Source organism: Marinococcus luteus (genome assembly GCF_900106595.1).
GTDB lineage: Bacteria > Bacillota > Bacilli > Bacillales > Marinococcaceae > Marinococcus > Marinococcus luteus.
The window spans coordinates 1-17,601 of record NZ_FNNC01000004.1 but is presented as its reverse complement, the minus strand read 5'-3'; the positions used below and the strand labels follow the sequence as shown (position 1 = coordinate 17,601).

Here is a 17,601-nt window from a genome sequence, read left to right as displayed (position 1 = left end):
CGGGGTGGAAAAGATGAAACATTTAGAAGGGCTGGAACATATTTACGACATATTATTTGGGAGTCTTCACCATTGTGTGGTCATTGTCGATGAGCAGGGAGTCATCACGTATATGAATAAATGCTACTATGATTTTCTCGGCACCAGTCGTGCAATAGCGGTCGGACGCCATGTCACTGAGGTTATTGAAAACACACGTATGCATCTCGTAGCGGCTTCCGGGGAGTCAGAGAAAGCAAATATGCAGTATATCAGGGGCAATTATATGATTGCCGACCGCGTGCCTTTATATGATGGCAGTCGTATTATCGGAGCCCTGGGACTGGTCATGTTCCGGGACAGAAAAGAATGGGCGGAGATGAACCAGCACATTAAAACATTAATGCTGGAACTCGAATCGTATCAAAAGCAGGTGGAGCAGCTGAACGGCACGTCTTATTCCCTGCACGATGCGCTCAGTGTATCTCCGGAAATGGAAGAAGTGAAAAGAAACGTACGCAAAGTAGCCCCAAGCGACGTATCTGTACTTTTGCGCGGAGAAACGGGAACTGGCAAAGAATTGTTTGCCCAGGGGCTGCATAAGTTAAGCGAAAGAAGCATGAAACCTTTCGTGAAAGTGAATTGTGCCGCCATCCCGGGTGATCTGCTTGAGTCTGAACTGTTTGGCTATGAGGAAGGGGCTTTTACCGGCGCGAAAAAAGGAGGCAAGCCGGGAAAATTCCAGCTGGCTGACCAGGGGACCATTTTTCTGGACGAGATAGGGGATATGCCACTGAATACCCAGGTGAAAATTCTTCGTGTGCTTCAGGAGGGAGAACTTGAGCCACTTGGTGCGCAAGGACCCCGGCAGGTGGACGTGCGGGTGGTTGCTGCTACTAATCAGCCAATCGAAGAGCTGATAGAAAACCAGCAGTTCCGGGAGGATTTGTACTACCGGATCAATGTTATCTCACTTACAATACCGCCCCTGCGTGACCGGCCGGAGGATATTCCGCTGCTCAGCAAATTTATGCTCCAAAAGGTTACGGAAAGACTGGGCAAACGAATTACGGCGTTCGATCAGCAGGTGCTTGACCGCTTTTTGGATTACCCGTGGCCTGGGAACGTACGGGAACTCGAAAACACGATTGAGGCAACCGTGCATCTCACCGAAGGAGAAACAATTCAGCTGAGTGATCTTCCTGCACGTATGATGGATGTGGGGCAGGCAAACCGGAAAAGCGGAATAAAGCCGTTGAAACAAGTCATCGCTGAAGCAGAAAAGGACGCGGTAAAGCAGGCGCTAAAGGAAGCAGAGGGTGATAAGCGGACAGCCTGCGAGCTGCTCGGAATAGGAAAGTCCAATCTCTACAATAAAATCATGAAATACAACCTGGAATAACAGCGGGTTTTTCCATGTTTACGGAAACTATTCCATTGTTTTGGAATAGTTTTATTTTTTTAAGCTGGTCCTCGTGAAAGAATACTTTAGCGGCGGTGGTTCAAAGAAAAAAACATACAGGCAGATGTTGGCACGGTTTTTGCAAATACATAGAGAGAACGGATTTGGAACAGAATTCGTTTTTGTAAGCGATTACTTAAAAATTTATTCAGGAGTGATACACATGGTTCAAGGTAGAGTGGTATTTATCACAGGCGCAGCAAGCGGCATAGGGCTTGCAATTGGAAAAGCATTTGCCCGGCAGCAGGCGAAGGTAGTACTGACAGATATCGATAAAAACAAAGTACAGAATGCTGCCAGTGAGATTGAAGATGAAGGGTTCACCTGCATCGGCCTGGCCTGCGATGTTACCAATGAAGACGCGGTGGACGAAGCTTTTGCGGAAACACTCCGGGTGTTTGGCCGGGTGGATATTCTCATTAACAATGCAGGAATGCAGTACGTGGCAAAGCTTGAGGATTTTCCGACCGAAACATTTGAAAAAATGACTAAAATAATGCTGACAGCGCCTTTTTCCATGATGAAAAAAGCGGTTCCGATTATGAAAGAACAAAAGCACGGCCGCATTATTAACATGTCGTCGATCAACGGAGTGATCGGTTTTGCCGGAAAAGCAGGATACAACAGTACAAAGCACGGGTTAATCGGTCTCACAAAAGTAGCCGCTTTAGAGGGGGCAGAGCATGGCATCACGGTAAATGCTCTCTGTCCGGGATACGTGGACACACCGCTCGTCCGCAATCAGTTGGAGGATCTGGCGGCAGACCGGGGCGTTACTTTAGAAAAAGTACTGGAGGAGGTTATCTATCCGCTCGTACCGCAGAAGCGCCTGCTCGATCCACAGGAAGTAGCAGACTATGCTTTATTTTTAGCCGGGGATCAGGCGAAAAGCGTAACCGGACAGAGCGTATTAATTGATGGAGGTTATACGGCGCAGTAGTCTGCGTTTACTTAAGATAGAAAAGGAGGAAAATAATGCTTGGAATATTATTAGGTTTAATTACATTAATGGTTCTCGCTTACTTAGGCTGGTCCATCATCTGGGTGGCTCCAGTGGCAGCAGGTATTGTAGCGCTTACCGGCGGGCTCGACCTGCTTGATGCGTATACGGGCACATACATGAGCGGTTTCGTCGATTTCGCGCAAAGCTGGTTTCCAGTATTTATGCTCGGCGCCGTCTTTGGAAAACTGATGGAAGACACTGGTATGGCACGCTCTGTTGCCGTAGCGCTCACAAAGCTGATCGGCACGAGTCGGGCGATTTTAGGCGTCCTGGTTGCTTCTGCGGTACTTACTTACGGTGGTGTAAGCTTGTTTGTTGTTATTTTCGCTGTATATCCGCTCGCCCTTTCTTTATTCAGGGAAGCAGATATCAGCCGCCGGCTGCTGCCGCCGACCGTGGCTTTAGGGGCATTTACATTTACAATGACAGCACTTCCGGGAACGCCGCAGATTCAAAATCTGATTCCAATCGAATACTTTCGTACAAGCGCCACTGCCGCACCGTTAATGGGCATTATTGCAGCTCTGGTAATGGCGGTCGGAGGTTATCTCTATTTACGGTGGCGTGAAAAACAGATGACGGCTAAAGGAGAGCGTTTCACCGAACCTAAGGACAAAAGTATGATGGAAAAAGAAGAGAAAGCACCACCATTTATACTGTCGATACTTCCGCTGATTACAGTGCTTTTAACACTGAATCTCCTCGGATGGGATATTGTGGTGGCGCTTTTGACAGGCATAGTACTTATTATGCTTCTTAATCTGACTAAATTTAAAAAGTTTGTGCCTGCCGTTAACGGAGGAGCAAGCGGCTCCGTGCTTGCCATCATTAATACGAGTGCTGCTGTTGGTTTTGGCAGCGTAGTAAGGGAAGTGCCGGGGTTTGACCAGTTAACCTCATTATTGATGGGATTGCGCGGAAATCCATTAATTTCCGAAGCTGTGGCGGTTAACATTCTTGCAGGTTCGACAGGCTCCGCATCCGGCGGAATGGGGATTGCGCTCGAAGCTCTCGGTGAAGAATACTACCAGATAGCAATGAATACAGGGATTGATCCTGAGGCATTTCACCGTATTGCTTCGCTCTCTTCAGGTGGACTGGATGCCCTTCCTCACAACGGGGCGGTGCTGACTCTTTTAACAATTACAGGCATGAGCCATAAAGACAGCTATAAGGATATTTTTGTTGTCGCTGTCTTGATTCCGATCATCTCTGTTATTGTCGTAATTCTACTGAACACGATCGGTATTTTGTAATCAAGAAGAAAGAGGCGTTCTGTAGATATACAGGGCGTCTTTTTAATTTAAAAGTTAAGCATTTCATCATGATCTTTGCAAACGTTTGCTCAAATTTATTATCTTTTAATAATTTGCTATTGCAATTAACAACGATTGTAAATATAATAAAGTTAAATTTGAAAGCGATTTCATAAAAACATTTATGCAAACGTTTGCTTTCTTAATTTAGAATAGGGGGAAATGACATGAAGAAAAGACTTAGATGGTTGGCGATTCCTTTCTTAAGCGGAGCAGTTATACTCACGGGATGTGCACCAGACAGAGACGGAGGTGCTGAGGAAAGCAGCGGAAGTTCGGGGAATGAAGAGCCGGATAAACCAGAAAGCTTAAAAATCTGGGCAAATGATGATGACCGGCAGGTAAACGCATATAAAGAAATTACAGAAAATTTCACTGAAGAAACCGGTATTGAAGTTGAAATTGCACGCCAGGACTTTGATGGACAAACAGAAAAAATTTCCTTGGACGGCCCGGCAGGCAATGGTCCCGATTTATTTTTTCAACCGCATGACCGGATTGGCGATATTCAACTCCAGGGGCTTGCCTCCCCGTTGGATGCAGAAGATGAAAGGCTGGAGGAATACCAGGAAGAAGCTGTACAGGCAATGACATACGACGGAGAGCTTTATGGAATTCCGTCGGTAACAGAAACTTACGCGCTGCTGTACAATAAAGAAATTTTGGAGGAGCCGCCGGAGACTCTGGAAGAACTCGAAGAGGCAGCCGAAGAGCACACGGATGCCGGTAATGATGAGTATGGATTTCTTATGGAAGCAGCCAACTTTTATTTCACCTATCCGTTTGTCACAGCTTATGGGGGATACGTTTTTGAACAAAATGAAGACGGAACCTACAATACGGAGGATATTGGACTTGCCACTGATGGAGCTGTAGAGGGCGGAGAAATGATCGGTTCATGGTACGAAGAGGGCTATATCCCTCAGGGAATAACTGCAGACGTGATGAATGGTTTGTTTGAAAGCGGAGACGTTGGGGCAGTAGTCAGCGGGCCATGGTCTCTGCGGGGGTATGAAGAAGCAATAGGTGAAGAAAACCTTGGAGTAGCAACTCTGCCAACGACAGAGGACGGTGAAGAACTAACTTCATTCTCGGGAGTAAAGGGATGGATGGTTTCTAATTTCGTCGAAGATAACCGCAAATATTGGGCGGAAGAACTGGCATTATTTATGACCAACGAAGAAAGCTCAGAAACATATTTTGAAACCGCTGGAGAAGTTCCGGCAAATAAAGCGGTCGTGGAGTCAGATCTCATTCAGGAAGACGAATATTTTGCAGGATTTGCTGAGCAAACCAGACATGCAGAGCCGATGCCAAACGTGCCGGAAATGACGCAGGTGTGGGATCCAATGGCAGATGCTCATGAATACATCGCAGAAGGAGCCGCTGCAAAAGAAGTGCTTGAAGAGGCCGAAGGTCAAATAAAAGAAGAGATTGAACTGCAGGAATAACTTTAAATTATTAAAATGTGGCGCGGGCTTTTGAGCAAGTCTGAAGGCCCGCGTTCAATAATCAGACGGGGGGTTCTTATGCAAAACGAAAGGGCACTTTCACACAATAATAAACAGTCCCGGCACAGTGTGCGCCTTGCTGTACTTTTGAGTATTATCCCTGGAGCAGGGCAGTGGTATAACAGGAGATGGATTAAAGGAACCATTCTTTTTTTAATGGCGGCTGCATTCATTATATCTTTTTTCCAGTTCATCAGTGTAGGCCTGTGGGGTTTGCGCACACTCGGCACCATTCCTGGGCTTGATGATTCCCGGGCATTAATTATTCAAGGAATACTGTCATTGTTTTTAATAGTGGTCGGAGCAGGATTTTACATTTTTAACCTCGTGGATGCCCGCCAGGACGCTGTGAAGATTTCTGAAGGCTGGATCCTTCCCTCGGTAAAAGACGCATTTAAAAACTGGTGGGATGCTATTTTTCCATACGCGCTTATAACGCCGGGCTTTTTGCTTCTTATATTTGTCGTCGTCTTTCCACTGCTCTTTATGATATTGCTGGCTTTTACCAATTACGACCGATACAATGCACCACCGGGCAATCTGCTGGAATGGGTGGGATTTGAAAACTTTCTCAACATTATCAATGTACCTATTTGGCGGGAAACGTTTATATCCGTACTTTCATGGACACTCGTATGGACTTTTGTTGCCACTACCCTTCAAATTATACTGGCCCTGGTTTTAGCTGTATTTGTAAACGATGAAAGAATAAAAGGAAAAAAGTTGATCCGGACGGTATTTATCCTTCCATGGGCAGTTCCTGCTTTTGTAACTATACTTATATTTGCAGCGTTGTTTAATGATAATTTTGGCGCCGTCAATCAGGGCATCATGGAACCGTTATTTGGGCAGAGTGTCCCATGGCTCACAGATCCGTTATGGTCCCGCACGGCTCTGATTATGATTCAGGTATGGCTTGGTTTTCCATTTGTATTCGCTTTATTTACGGGGGTTCTGCAAAGTGTATCTAAAGAGTGGTACGAAGCAGCGGACGTCGACGGCGGATCAAAGCTTCAAAAATTTCAATTTATCACTCTGCCCCACGTATTATTTGCTACGGCCCCTCTGCTGATCATGCAGTATTCGTTTAATTTTAATAATTTTAATATCATTTACTTATTTAATGAAGGCGGCCCGGCAGTGAGAGGGCAAAATGCCGGAGGAACGGATATATTAATTTCCTGGGTTTATGAACTTACTTTCCAGAATAATATGTTTAACATGGCGGCAGCCATATCATTAATTATGGGTCTGATGATTGCGGCATTTGCTATTCTTCAATTCAGACGCACAAAATCATTCCAGGAAGAGGGGTAGAGGTAATGTCGGCACGTATGAAATCCCGTTTGGAAGTAACCGGAATTTATGCAGTGATAGCTGTAATGTTCATCATTATTTTTTATCCGCTGCTTTGGACCTTTGGGTTGTCTTTAAACGAAGGCACTAACCTGTATTCTTCGAGCATCATTCCAAAAAACCTTTCATTTGAGCATTACATTTGGCTTTTCACGGATCCCGCAAGTAATTATGTGACGTGGTATAAAAACACGCTTATCGTTGCCGCTACGGTTTCTATTGTAGCTACATTTTTTGTAGCTTTGACCGCATATTCATTTTCAAGGTATCGTTTCCGGGGAAGAAAGTATGGTATATACACATTTTTAATTCTACAAATGTTTCCTGTTTTAATGGGCATGGTTGCTCTATACATTTTATTAAACACGGTAGGGCTGCTGGATTCACTTTTAGGACTGATTTTGATATATTTAGGCGGAGCGATACCGATGAACGCGTTCCTTGTAAAAGGATATTTTGATACAATTCCTAAGGAATTGGATGAATCAGCAAGAATTGATGGAGCAGGGCACTTCTCTGTATTGTTTAAAATTATGCTCCCGCTTGCAAAACCAATACTCGCTGTAGTGGCATTATTTAATTTCATGACGCCATTTATGGATTTTCTGCTCCCAAGCATTATACTAAGAAGTGAAGAAAATTTTACGCTGGCGCTTGGTTTATTTAATTTTGTTAACGACCAATTTTCAAATAATTTCACTCGTTTTGCAGCTGGTTCTGTTCTAATTGCAGTACCAATTGCAACCGTTTATTTACTATTGCAGCGGTGGTTAATTTCAGGACTTACCTCTGGAGCGACAAAAGGATAAACCATGAGAGCTGGCAGGAAAGAGGGACCCCCAGTGGCTGTAACGATAAAAGATGTGGCAAAACGTGCGAATGTAGCGGCGTCTACGGTATCGCGGGTCATTGCTAATAGCTCTAAAATTAGCCCCGGTACAGCACGCAGGGTTCGTGAAGCAATTACAGAGCTTGACTATAATCCAAATTACCATGCCAGAAGCTTAGTTAAAAACACAACAAACACTATAGGTATTGTGATGCCGAGGTCGGCCCAGTCGACATTTCAAAATCCCTTTTTTCCAGAAGTGATTAGGGGGATTACGTCTGAAATACATGATAAGGATATAGGAATGTATCTATCTACAGGGCAGACGGAGGATGAAATTTACAATGAAGTGGTGAAAATGGTGGTGGAAAGCCGGGTGGATGGAATCATTCTTTTGTATTCTCAAGAGAATGACCGCATCATGCCTTTTCTGTTAGAGAAAAATTTCCCCTTCGTACTAATTGGACGTCCGTCTGCACAGTTAGATCAAATATCCTACGTTAATAATGATAATGTGAAAGCAGGCGGAATGCTTACAGAATACCTGCTGCTCCTTAATCATAAAAAAATCGGTTTTATCGGTGGAAATGAAAATTCAATGGTAACGAAAGATCACTTAGAAGGGTATTCAAACGCCCTGGCGAAAAGAGCGGTTCCATTCCGGGAAGAATATGTTGTTTATCGGGAAGAAATTAAAGAAGGCGGACAGGAAGCGGCTATTGAATTAATGTCACTTTCGAGCCCGCCGACCGCAATAATTGCTGCAGACGACATGATGGCTTTTGGGGTGCTGCGAATGATCCAGGACATGAACAAAAAGGTGCCGGACGACGTTTCCATTGTCAGCTTTAATAATTTTATGCTTTCCGAGCTGTCCACTCCTCCTCTTACTACAGTGGATATTCACATATTCGATTTAGGGGCGCGGGCAGCGGAGAGCTTAGTGGATTTAATGTATTCGGGCAACAAAGATATTCAGCACACCATTGTACCTCATCATCTCGTTAAAAGAGAATCATGTACTGTGTGGAATTAAAGAGAGAGTTTTTCCCGAGCTTCATCCCCTGTATAAATAAATAACGGATGACAAATCGGCTTGCCGCTGATGCATAAATGGTTAAATAAGCATAAAATCCCTCTGTCTTTCGCACAGAGGGATTTTTTCTACCGTAAATTAATTTTTATTCATTCATCGTATTGCCTTCCGGCGGGATAGGATGCTCCTGGAAGAACGAGGCCAGATGCCATGTGTTGTAGGCAAGCATCTCTACGTGTTTTTTTGTAAACGCATTTTCTTTTCCGTGACCATCCATATAGGATGGGCCTGGGCCGGCTTCGCCTACCCAGTAAGCATCCACGTTTGGCGGAATGACGAAGCCGATGTGGGAAAGCCCGTACAAGATAGAGGCCGATGCGTGCTTCGCACCGTCTTCATTTCCCGTAACGACAACACCGCCGACTTTATTGTAGTAAACGGCCTGGCCGGAGGCATTAGTTTCTCCGCTGCTGCCATAAAGCCGCTCAATGGCGAGCGTGGCCAGGCTGCTTTTTTCTCCCAGCCAGAGCGGTGTTCCGATAATAACAATGTTTGCCTTCTGCACTTCTTCAAAGATTTTCGGCCACTCGTCTCCATTCCCCATATCACCGCTGATGCCATAGGGAATATAATAATCAGCAAGACGGATGGTCTTTGTTTCTGCACCTTTACTTTTTAAAATATCGAGTACTTCATCCGAAAGAGCTTCAGTGTGGGAAGGCTCCGGGGAACCTTTCAGGGAAGCGTTGAGTACCAGTGCGTATAGACGGCTCATGAAACATCTCTCCTTGTTATTCATCGCATGGATGAAAGTATAGTGCAAATCATGGCTGGATGAAATGACTCAAACGCTCAACAGTGAGAAGCAAGCACGGAAGAAAGGGGAATCTGTTTCTTGCGGCAAAGAAGGACCGGGGCTTTCACTTCTCCAATGGAGGCTAATAAATCATTCACCGCCTGCTTGTCGGTGAAAAGGTTTTTTTCCCTGAAAGAAATATGATTTTTTTCAAGCATTTCCCGCCAGTGCCAACAGTCCTGACAGCCGTCAATGGTGTAAAGTGTCACCATTGGAATCCCCCCCTTTTATGCTATGATACAAGTATCAGGCAGGGACGTCCGTAAGATAACTTACATTTTATAGAAAGAGAGGGCAGAAAGCATGGATAAACTTTCAGAGATTTCTCAGATCAGCTTGTTCGAAGAACTGAAAAAGGATGAGCTTCGCACGATCGATAAAATGAGTGAAATGCGACCAATCAAAAAGGGAGCAGTAATCGTTTCCCCGGAAAGACCTATACCGGCCCTTTTTTTATTAAAGCAGGGCCAGGTACGGCTGTACCGGATGAATCATCAGGGCCGCCAGTTTACAGTGGATATTTTGACGAGTGGGAATATTTTTGGGGAAACGAGCTCCATTTCGTTAACAGACGAAAACGTATACGCTGAAGCTATGACGGATACCTACGTGTGCATTATAAATGTGGATGAGTTTGAGCTATTCATTGAGCGGCATCCAAAGATTGCGCTGAAGCTGATCAATATATTGTCCAACCGGCTGAAGGAAACCTACTCCATGAGTGAAAAAATCGCGTTATCAGATGTGAAGTACCGGATTTTGTTTCTGCTGTTAAAGCTGAGCGAAAAGGAAGGCAAGCGGCATCATGAGTGGCAGTCCATTGAGATGAAATTAACACATGCGGATATTGCAAACATGGTGGGATCTACAAGGGAAACGACGAGTGCGGTATTGAGCTCATTTAAAAAGCAGGGGATTATTAAACAGGAAGGCTTTCTATCCATTAATGCAGACAGGGCTTACAAAATATTAGATGAAATATGAAGCGGCAAATGAATGCTGCTTTTGATAAATATGTATAACTATAACCTTTATACAAGAAAAAAACCCGCCCGGTTCGTGTGTTTAATACGAGTCGGACGGATTTTGTGTTTTGAGATCTGATTAAAGAAACTCAGCCTTCGATTAACGGATTTAGCGTAGTGTAGTGGTAATCAGGAGGGAGCTGCAGCTCTTCCGTTGGCTGCTCACTGCGGTTAATCCAGGCCGTAGTGAAGCCAAACGCTTTCGCGCCGCTGATGTCCCAGCCATTGCTTGATAAAAAGGTGATTTCATGGCGAGGCACGCGGGCGGTATCTAACACGAGCTGATACGACGCCGGGGAAGGCTTGAATTGTTTAATGTCATCGACGCTGATGATGTGATCGAGATAGTCGTTCAACCCGGCCTGTTCAAGCAATGGCTCGAGCATGTCTCTTGACCCGTTACTGAAAACGATCAGGGTGGCAGACTGGTCCTTCAGCTTCTGCAGTACGTGCATGCTTTCTTCGAAGAGCGATAAATGATTGTAGGCCTTCATCAGCTTTTGTTCAGTTTCCTGTGTCCAGTCGGCGTGATGAGAAGCTAAAGAGAACCGCAGCGCATCTTTTGTTACAGAAGAAAAGGGTACGTATTTTCCCATTGCCTGGCGGAGAAAGGAATACTGGATCTGCTTTTGTCTCCAAAGCTGGCCGATGCTTTCTCCCTGGCCGGGAAAATGCTCCTCACAGGTGGCATCGACCGATTGAATATTAAACAGCGTTCCATAAACATCAAAGGCAAAAATGGAGTTTGCAGACATTGAAAGGCTCCTTTTTTAATTTATATTTTCAAAGTAAACATATTTCAAAAGGCGGGCGGCCGTGTTACAGCCCAAATGAAGTCATGCCGCCGTCAATGTAAATGTTCTGGCCGTTGACATAGCTCGACCCGGGAGCAGCCAGATACAGGACAGAGGTTTTGAGCTCGTCGAGGCGGCCGGTACGCTGGATCGGTGTGCGTTGTTCAACGGAGTGCCGGAAGTCGTCGTCTTCAAGGGATTCGGCATTAAAATCTGTTTTAAAGAACCATGGACTGATCGCGTTCACCGTAATACCATACGGGGCAAGCTCACCCGACAACTGTTTGGTAAAGTGGATAAGTCCTGCCTTGCTAGGGCCATAGACAGAGCTGAAGAACAAGCTTACCCCGCCGGCAACCGAAGCCGTATTCACAATGCGGCCGTAATTAGCTTCTTTCATATGGGGAACGACGGCCTGGGTCATGAGAAACGCAGACTTCAGGTTCGTATTGAATACATGCTCCCAATCTTCTTCGCTTATCTCTTCCACCTTGCCATAAGCGGCGGTGCCGGCATTATTAACAAGCACGTCGATCCGACCGAAGTCGTTCATAATACGTGCCACTGTCTCGGACACCTGATTTTTGTCCGTCACGTCGCAGGTGAGAGGAGTCACTTCGGCATTTGTTTCGCTGCTTATTTCGTCAGCTGCTTCTTCAATTTTACTTTGGGTACGGCCGAGAATAATCACGTGGGCTTCAGCGCCGGCGAGTGTTTCGGCCATTGCTTTTCCAATACCGCTTCCGCCACCGGTGACGACAGCCACCTGGCTGGAGAGAGAAAATAAGTTCATAGACATACTATCGATCCTTTCATTTTTTGTTCTAAAAAAATAGAGAAAGAGAAAAACAGGAATACCCTGTCCGGATACCCCTGTTTCTATTCGTTCAATCTACGGGTTTTTACGCTTTAGCCCAATTTGCCTGCATATCAACGTCTGCAGCTGCCATTGTCGTGAAGACCGGGCAGCGGGCATCGACTTTTTCTTGAAGCTCCTGGATGCGTTCATCGGATTCACTCGTGTGCACTTTAGCATTGACCGTGATGCTTTGAAAATACGGACGCACATCGCCTTTGCCCATCATGCCGTTGGGATCGAGCTCGCCTTTAACATCAAACTCAATACCCTGAAGGTCAAAATCGATTTCTTTCGCCACAAAGTTGGCAATCGCATTTTCGCATCCGGCTAACGAAGCAAGCAGCGTGCCAAGCGGATTGGCGCCTTCATCAGTGCCTCCCATGCTGGCTGGTTCATCGATGACGATTTTATGATCTCCAGCAGTGCTTTCGGTGTTCATTCCTTTAGATACGGCGCTAATGTGTTCAATCATAATAAAAATCCTCCTAATGAATAATTGGTGCTGTTCGTTGTATTGCCTTCAGATTATGACCTGAAACAGGTGGTGTAATATAGATTACATTTGCTCTTCCCGGTGATTTAAATTGTCTGGACAGGGACTCATTCATCTGTTCCGATATTTTGGCCCTGCCCTTTTAGGGCTTGTCAGGAGAAAGGCCGAGCCACCGTTTTACGGGATCCCGAAAGTAATACGTGATGCCGATTAATAATAAAAACAAAGCTGCAGCAATGATGAATATAAAAATATTGCCCGAAGCAATACTGGCACCAAGAAAGCTGTAGGCAAATGTTCCGGGGATCATCCCGAGAACGGTGGCAAGAATAAATGAAGAAAAACGCACTTTGGCGATCCCCCCTGCGTAGCTGAGTAAATCAAAGCTCACAATGGGAATGAGGCGCAGGACAAAAATATATAAGAATCCGCGTTTTTCCATCTGATGGAACAGTTTTTCCGACCAGGAGAAGCTGTCCATTTTTAATACTGACCTGCCAAACAGCCTGGCCATGACGTAGCCTGTGGACGCGGCCCCCGTAGCCCCTATAATGATATAAAGAACACCGGGCCAGACCCCAAAGGCAAGGCCTGCTCCAAGCGACAGTACAGAGGTCGGGAAGAAGACAAACGGACCGATAGTGTAAATAACGAAGAAAATAACCGGCCCCCACCATCCAAACGACAATACGAAGTCACGGATATCGGGCGGACGGATCTCCAAATGAAAATGAGTGAAGTAAGAAACGGTGCCGAATGCTAATAAAACTAAAACAATTTTCAGCCAGCGCGGAAGTGGGAGCACAAGTCTTCATTCCTTTCGAAACACAGGTGTACCAAGTGGTACCCATTATAAAAGCATTTATACCTTTAGTAAGCGGAGAATACTATTGTTGAAACAATGTATCATGGTGAAAAGTAATTATTCAAAGCATACGTACCGCAATGTAAGGGAACTTACACGATATTTAAAATTGGAACAAGATGCATAGTAAGCTAGCTTACATTAATATTTATACACAAAGGATACAATGAACATAACAAAAAAGGAGGGGTCGAAATGGGAAGAACAGTTCTCTTTGGCAGTCTCGGCGGTATTGCAGGCGGAATCTTATTTGGGATTATTATGCAGACAATGGGGCAGATTGAAATGCTGTCAGCAATGATGGGCTCGTCAGGTCTTCTTGCAGGATGGATAGTTCATCTAATGATCAGCATCGTGTTCGGTGCCGGCTTTGGGTTGCTCGCGCTCCGGTTTTCCTCTCTTATTAGTTTGACGGTTTTATATTCGGTCCTGATTTGGATTATTGGTCCTCTTGTAATGATGCCTTTGTTAATGGGGCAGGGAACGGCTCTTTTACAGGCATTCGCTCCTGCCCAGTTAATGGGACTCGCCACCCACTTCTTTTATACGGCTGTCGTAGCGGTTGTGTATACACTTCTTGTAAAAGCCTCTCAAAGAACAGAAATGAAAACGACTGCAGCTTCAAAATAACAGCGGGACAAAGTGATAGTGAATACGCAAAGAAGTCTTGGCGGGAGCTAGCCAAGGCTTCTTTTTGCATAGTAATGAAACTGAAAACGATTTTTCTATTATAATGAATTTTCTATATGTTCTTGTTGCATATCTATCAATTTGTATTGTTTAAAGTATTATAATAAAACGGGAAGTTAGATAATAATAACAATTTTTGTATTTGAACCATTATTAATTGAAATTTAATCAAGGAGGTTTGTTTTGAATAATAGCTTCGAACCGCAAAGAAGAATAAAAGAGCTGGAAGAAAATTTTTTAGTGCAGGATTGGATGGATTCTGTCCCTTTGACCGCAAGAGCAGATAACAGTGTGCAGGAACTGGCGGAATTAATGGCAGCTTCCCACAAGGAAAATGTGGTCATTGTAAGCAGTGATAATAAACCAATTGGACTCGTTACGCTGCGGCTGCTGCTTCCATATATATTATCTGGGGAAGGAAGCAGCCCGGTTGCTGATTGTTTAGGTAAAGAAGATTTCATTATCATTCAGAAAAATGAGCCGCTGCTGAATGTTTACAGGAATGATTCAACATGGTTTGTTGTCAGAGATGAAAGCAATAAGCTTCTGGGGGTTCTGAATCGTAATAATATCTCGGACGGCCTGTCGGATTTATTACAAAAAGCAGATAAACTTGAACATACAGCTGAAATTTTGGATATTGTTTTAGAACGAGCTTACGAAGGGGTTGCAGTAGTAGATCATAACGGGATTATTATTCAATTTAATGATGCGTACAGCCGTTTTATCGGAATTGATAAACATTACGCGTTAGGAAAGCAAGTGGAAGAAATTATAGAAAACACAAAATTGCATCAGACGGTACGTACCGGACTTCCGGAGCGTGGGGCTATCCAGTACATTAATGGCCAGGCAATGGTGGTTCACCGGCTCCCGCTATGGAAGAACGGCAAAGTAGTGGGAGCTGTCGGGATGCTTATCTTCGAGGGATTAAACGAGTTATATAAAATATATGAAAACATGCAAAAAAGCTACAGAAGTGAGCAATTAACCAATGAAGCAGCAAATTTAAACATCGAAAGCAGTGCCCGGTTTACTCTTGATGAAATTATTGGGCAGAGTGAAAGTACAATGCACTCAAAATCGTTGGCAAGGAAAATAGCTAAAAAGCATATAAATGTTCTCCTAACAGGGGAAAGTGGAACTGGAAAGGAAATGTTTGCTCAGGGCATTCATGAATTAAGCCCTTTCTCAACCGGCCGGTTTGTGAGCGTCAATTGCGGAGCAGTACCGGAACATCTAATTGAATCTGAGCTTTTTGGTTATGATGAAGGAGCCTTTACCGGAGCAAAAAAAGGCGGAAAGCCGGGGAAGTTTGAATTAGCTCAGAAAGGAACATTGTTTTTGGATGAAATAGGCGAAATGCCACCGTACATGCAGACGAAACTGCTTCGGGTGCTGCAGGAAAGAGAATTTGAACGGGTGGGTGGACTGGAATCGATTAAAACGGACGCCCGTGTTATAGCCGCATCTAATCGGAATCTATATGAAGAAGTAAAAAAAGGAAACTTCCGGGAAGACTTGTACTATAGAATTAATATCGTAGAAATTCCCATTGCTCCTCTTCGAGAAAGAAAAGAAGACATTCCTTCTCTCATTGCCCACTATTTAACGTCAATATGCAGCAAGCATCAGGTGGAGGTGAAATCTATTTCTTCTGAAGCCCTGCAAGTCTTTATTCAATATAAATGGGAAGGGAATATTCGGGAGTTAAGAAATGTAATAGAAAATCTGGTGGTCTTATTAGAAGAAGAAGTAATTGAAAAGAAACACCTGCCTTCTTATTTATTGGTAGAGACAGAGAGTAGAAGTATAAAAGGAGAACTTCCAATTTTGAAAGCCAATGATGAAGAGAAAGAAAAGCAGATTATTAATAGTTCACTTGAAAAAAATCAAGGAAATAAATTAAAAACGGCAAAAGAATTAGGAATTCATCGTACCACTCTTTATCAAAAGTTAAAAAAATATAACCTAAAATGAATGTATATATTAATGACACCTAAACTGTAGATTGTAAAAAAATTCTACAGTTTTTATTTTGTAAGCGTTATTATAAAGGGATTTCAAGTTGGCATGCTTTTTGCAGTAAGAATGATGTAAAGGAGGAGAAATTTAATGAATATACCTACAGCTTTTCAGTCGCCAGCAATAATTCACTATGGCAAAGGTTCCTTTCAGGAAGTTGGAAAAGAAACCATCCGAAAAGGGAAAAAAGCACTTATCATCAGCGATCAAATGATGGAACAATTAGGATACATTGAAAAATGTCGTACTTATCTGCAGGAAGAAAATGTAGAGAGCGTCGTTTATAACGGAGTAGGATCAGAACCCACAGACAAGTTTGTGGAAGAAGCATTACATTTCTTCCATCAGGAGAAGTGTGATGTAGTTTTATCCATAGGCGGGGGGAGCTGCATTGATACAGCTAAATCGGTAGCGGTGGTCAGCACCAATGGTGGATATATAGGTGATTATATGGGCGGGAAAAAGCAGACTTCCCATTTACCTTCGCCTCATATCGCCATTCCAACTACTGCCGGTACTGGCTCGGAAGCTACAGACGTTACGATAATTACAAATACTGCTAATGAAGTGAAAATGATGATAAAGCAGCCGGCGTTTTTGCCCGAAGTGGCTATTATCGATCCAGAGCTCTCTAAATCCGCTCCTGCAAAAGTCAAAGCTGCTACCGGAGTAGATGCTTTAAGTCATGCCATTGAAGCATACATTTCTCAAAAAGCGCATCCCATGTCAGATATGATGGCGCTGTCGGCTATGGAATTAATCGTTTCTAATTTAAAAAAAACGTATGATGATCCAGAAGACTTGGAGGCACAGGCGAAAATGGCTTTAGGAGCTTTGCAGGCTGGCTGGGCTTTTTCAAACTCGTCTGTATGTCTGGTTCATGGGATGTCGCGGCCAATTGGAGCTCTATTTCATGTGCCACATGGTTTTTCAAACGCTATGCTTCTACCAGCTGTAATGGAGTTCAGCCGTGAAGCTGCCATTAAGCGTTTAGCTGATTTAGGCAGGATCTTCAAGCCGGAAGCTGAAAAATATTCAAATGAAGAAGCGGCAGATATTGCTATTAGCTCTGTTAAAGAACTTTGCCGAGATTTACAAATACCTAATCTGCAGGAATGGGGCATTGAACAAAAAGAATTTGAGAGCGCTGTCGATAAAATGGTGAAAGATGCATTTGAAAGCGGCAGTCCTGGAAAAAATCCTAAAGTGCCTTCTTTGGAGGAAATGAAAGAGTTATATCGGGTTTGCTATGACTATAATTATGCTGAAGAAACCATGAGGTAACTGGGAGGGGAAAAAATGAGTATTATCGGGATGTTAGGGCTGATTGCTTCTCTTGCTCTGTCGTTACTGTCATAGCGTATTCAATTTTTTAAACGGTTTATTATATTAAAGGAGGAATTTTATTATGCAGGAACAAGCAGTAACGACATTGAAAAATTTTATCGGCGGCGAATGGGTGGAGTCCCGGTCCGCCACCGACAAGGTGTACAACCCGGCCA

The 17,601-nt window shown here is 44.1% G+C and carries 17 protein-coding genes; 11 read left to right on the top strand and 6 right to left on the bottom strand.

The window, feature by feature from the left end:
- The first annotated feature begins 13 nt into the window (after positions 1-13).
- From BLV22_RS09290 to BLV22_RS09260, 7 genes are all read left to right on the top strand, one after another.
- Positions 14-1,381, top strand: coding sequence for a sigma-54 interaction domain-containing protein (locus tag BLV22_RS09290; protein ID WP_091614335.1), 1,368 nt, complete (start codon positions 14-16; stop codon positions 1,379-1,381).
- A gap of 223 nt (positions 1,382-1,604) precedes the next feature.
- Complete coding sequence (locus tag BLV22_RS09285; protein WP_091614333.1) at positions 1,605-2,381, top strand: 3-hydroxybutyrate dehydrogenase; 777 nt, start codon at positions 1,605-1,607, stop codon at positions 2,379-2,381.
- A gap of 35 nt (positions 2,382-2,416) precedes the next feature.
- Positions 2,417-3,700 carry a GntP family permease gene (locus BLV22_RS09280; RefSeq protein ID WP_091614330.1) on the top strand — a complete coding sequence of 428 codons (1,284 nt, stop codon included), beginning with the start codon at positions 2,417-2,419 and terminating at the stop codon, positions 3,698-3,700.
- Between the two features lie 227 nt (positions 3,701-3,927).
- Positions 3,928-5,211 carry an extracellular solute-binding protein gene (locus BLV22_RS09275; RefSeq protein WP_091614328.1) on the top strand — a complete coding sequence of 428 codons (1,284 nt, stop codon included), beginning with the start codon at positions 3,928-3,930 and terminating at the stop codon, positions 5,209-5,211.
- 78 nt (positions 5,212-5,289) lie between these two features.
- A complete protein-coding gene (locus BLV22_RS09270) occupies positions 5,290-6,588 on the top strand; it encodes a sugar ABC transporter permease (RefSeq protein ID WP_091614325.1) in 1,299 nt (432 codons plus the stop codon).
- A 5-nt stretch (positions 6,589-6,593) separates the two neighbouring features.
- Positions 6,594-7,436 (top strand): sugar ABC transporter permease, encoded by an 843-nt coding sequence (locus tag BLV22_RS09265; RefSeq protein WP_091614322.1) that lies wholly within the window; start codon positions 6,594-6,596, stop codon positions 7,434-7,436.
- Between the two features lie 33 nt (positions 7,437-7,469).
- Entirely contained in the window at positions 7,470-8,492 is a 1,023-nt protein-coding gene (locus tag BLV22_RS09260) for a LacI family DNA-binding transcriptional regulator (protein WP_091614319.1), read from the top strand.
- 145 nt (positions 8,493-8,637) lie between these two features.
- Here BLV22_RS09260 and BLV22_RS09255 read toward each other — a convergent pair whose 3' ends face one another.
- Both BLV22_RS09255 and BLV22_RS09250 read right to left on the bottom strand, forming a co-directional pair.
- Complete coding sequence (locus BLV22_RS09255) at positions 8,638-9,267, bottom strand: flavodoxin family protein (RefSeq protein ID WP_091614316.1); 630 nt, start codon at positions 9,265-9,267, stop codon at positions 8,638-8,640.
- A gap of 77 nt (positions 9,268-9,344) precedes the next feature.
- Positions 9,345-9,560, bottom strand: coding sequence for a glutaredoxin domain-containing protein (locus BLV22_RS09250; protein ID WP_091614313.1), 216 nt, complete (start codon positions 9,558-9,560; stop codon positions 9,345-9,347).
- 91 nt (positions 9,561-9,651) lie between these two features.
- Here BLV22_RS09250 and BLV22_RS09245 point away from each other — a divergent pair, with 91 nt between their 5' ends.
- Positions 9,652-10,332 carry a Crp/Fnr family transcriptional regulator gene (locus BLV22_RS09245; protein WP_091614310.1) on the top strand — a complete coding sequence of 227 codons (681 nt, stop codon included), beginning with the start codon at positions 9,652-9,654 and terminating at the stop codon, positions 10,330-10,332.
- Positions 10,333-10,462: 130 nt separating this feature from the next.
- On the opposite strand, the gene BLV22_RS09240 is transcribed toward BLV22_RS09245, so the two are convergent.
- The 4 genes from BLV22_RS09240 to BLV22_RS09225 form a co-directional block, all read right to left on the bottom strand.
- Positions 10,463-11,128 (bottom strand): haloacid dehalogenase type II, encoded by a 666-nt coding sequence (locus BLV22_RS09240; RefSeq protein WP_091614308.1) that lies wholly within the window; start codon positions 11,126-11,128, stop codon positions 10,463-10,465.
- A gap of 64 nt (positions 11,129-11,192) precedes the next feature.
- Positions 11,193-11,966: an SDR family NAD(P)-dependent oxidoreductase gene (locus BLV22_RS09235; RefSeq protein WP_245724062.1), complete on the bottom strand. Its 774-nt coding sequence runs from the start codon at positions 11,964-11,966 to the stop codon at positions 11,193-11,195.
- Positions 11,967-12,069: 103 nt separating this feature from the next.
- A complete protein-coding gene (locus BLV22_RS09230; protein WP_091614304.1) occupies positions 12,070-12,498 on the bottom strand; it encodes an OsmC family protein in 429 nt (142 codons plus the stop codon).
- A gap of 163 nt (positions 12,499-12,661) precedes the next feature.
- Positions 12,662-13,324, bottom strand: coding sequence for a TVP38/TMEM64 family protein (locus BLV22_RS09225; RefSeq protein WP_091614302.1), 663 nt, complete (start codon positions 13,322-13,324; stop codon positions 12,662-12,664).
- Between the two features lie 255 nt (positions 13,325-13,579).
- Here BLV22_RS09225 and BLV22_RS09220 point away from each other — a divergent pair, with 255 nt between their 5' ends.
- The 3 genes from BLV22_RS09220 to BLV22_RS09210 all read left to right on the top strand — a co-directional run bounded on the left by BLV22_RS09220 (position 13,580) and on the right by BLV22_RS09210 (position 17,383).
- On the top strand, positions 13,580-14,014 hold the full coding sequence (locus BLV22_RS09220) for a hypothetical protein (RefSeq protein WP_091614299.1): 435 nt from the start codon (positions 13,580-13,582) through the stop codon (positions 14,012-14,014).
- Positions 14,015-14,257: 243 nt separating this feature from the next.
- Positions 14,258-16,054, top strand: coding sequence for a sigma-54-dependent Fis family transcriptional regulator (locus BLV22_RS09215; protein ID WP_245724061.1), 1,797 nt, complete (start codon positions 14,258-14,260; stop codon positions 16,052-16,054).
- 135 nt (positions 16,055-16,189) lie between these two features.
- Positions 16,190-17,383: an iron-containing alcohol dehydrogenase gene (locus BLV22_RS09210; protein WP_091614296.1), complete on the top strand. Its 1,194-nt coding sequence runs from the start codon at positions 16,190-16,192 to the stop codon at positions 17,381-17,383.
- The last annotated feature ends 218 nt before the right edge of the window (positions 17,384-17,601 follow it).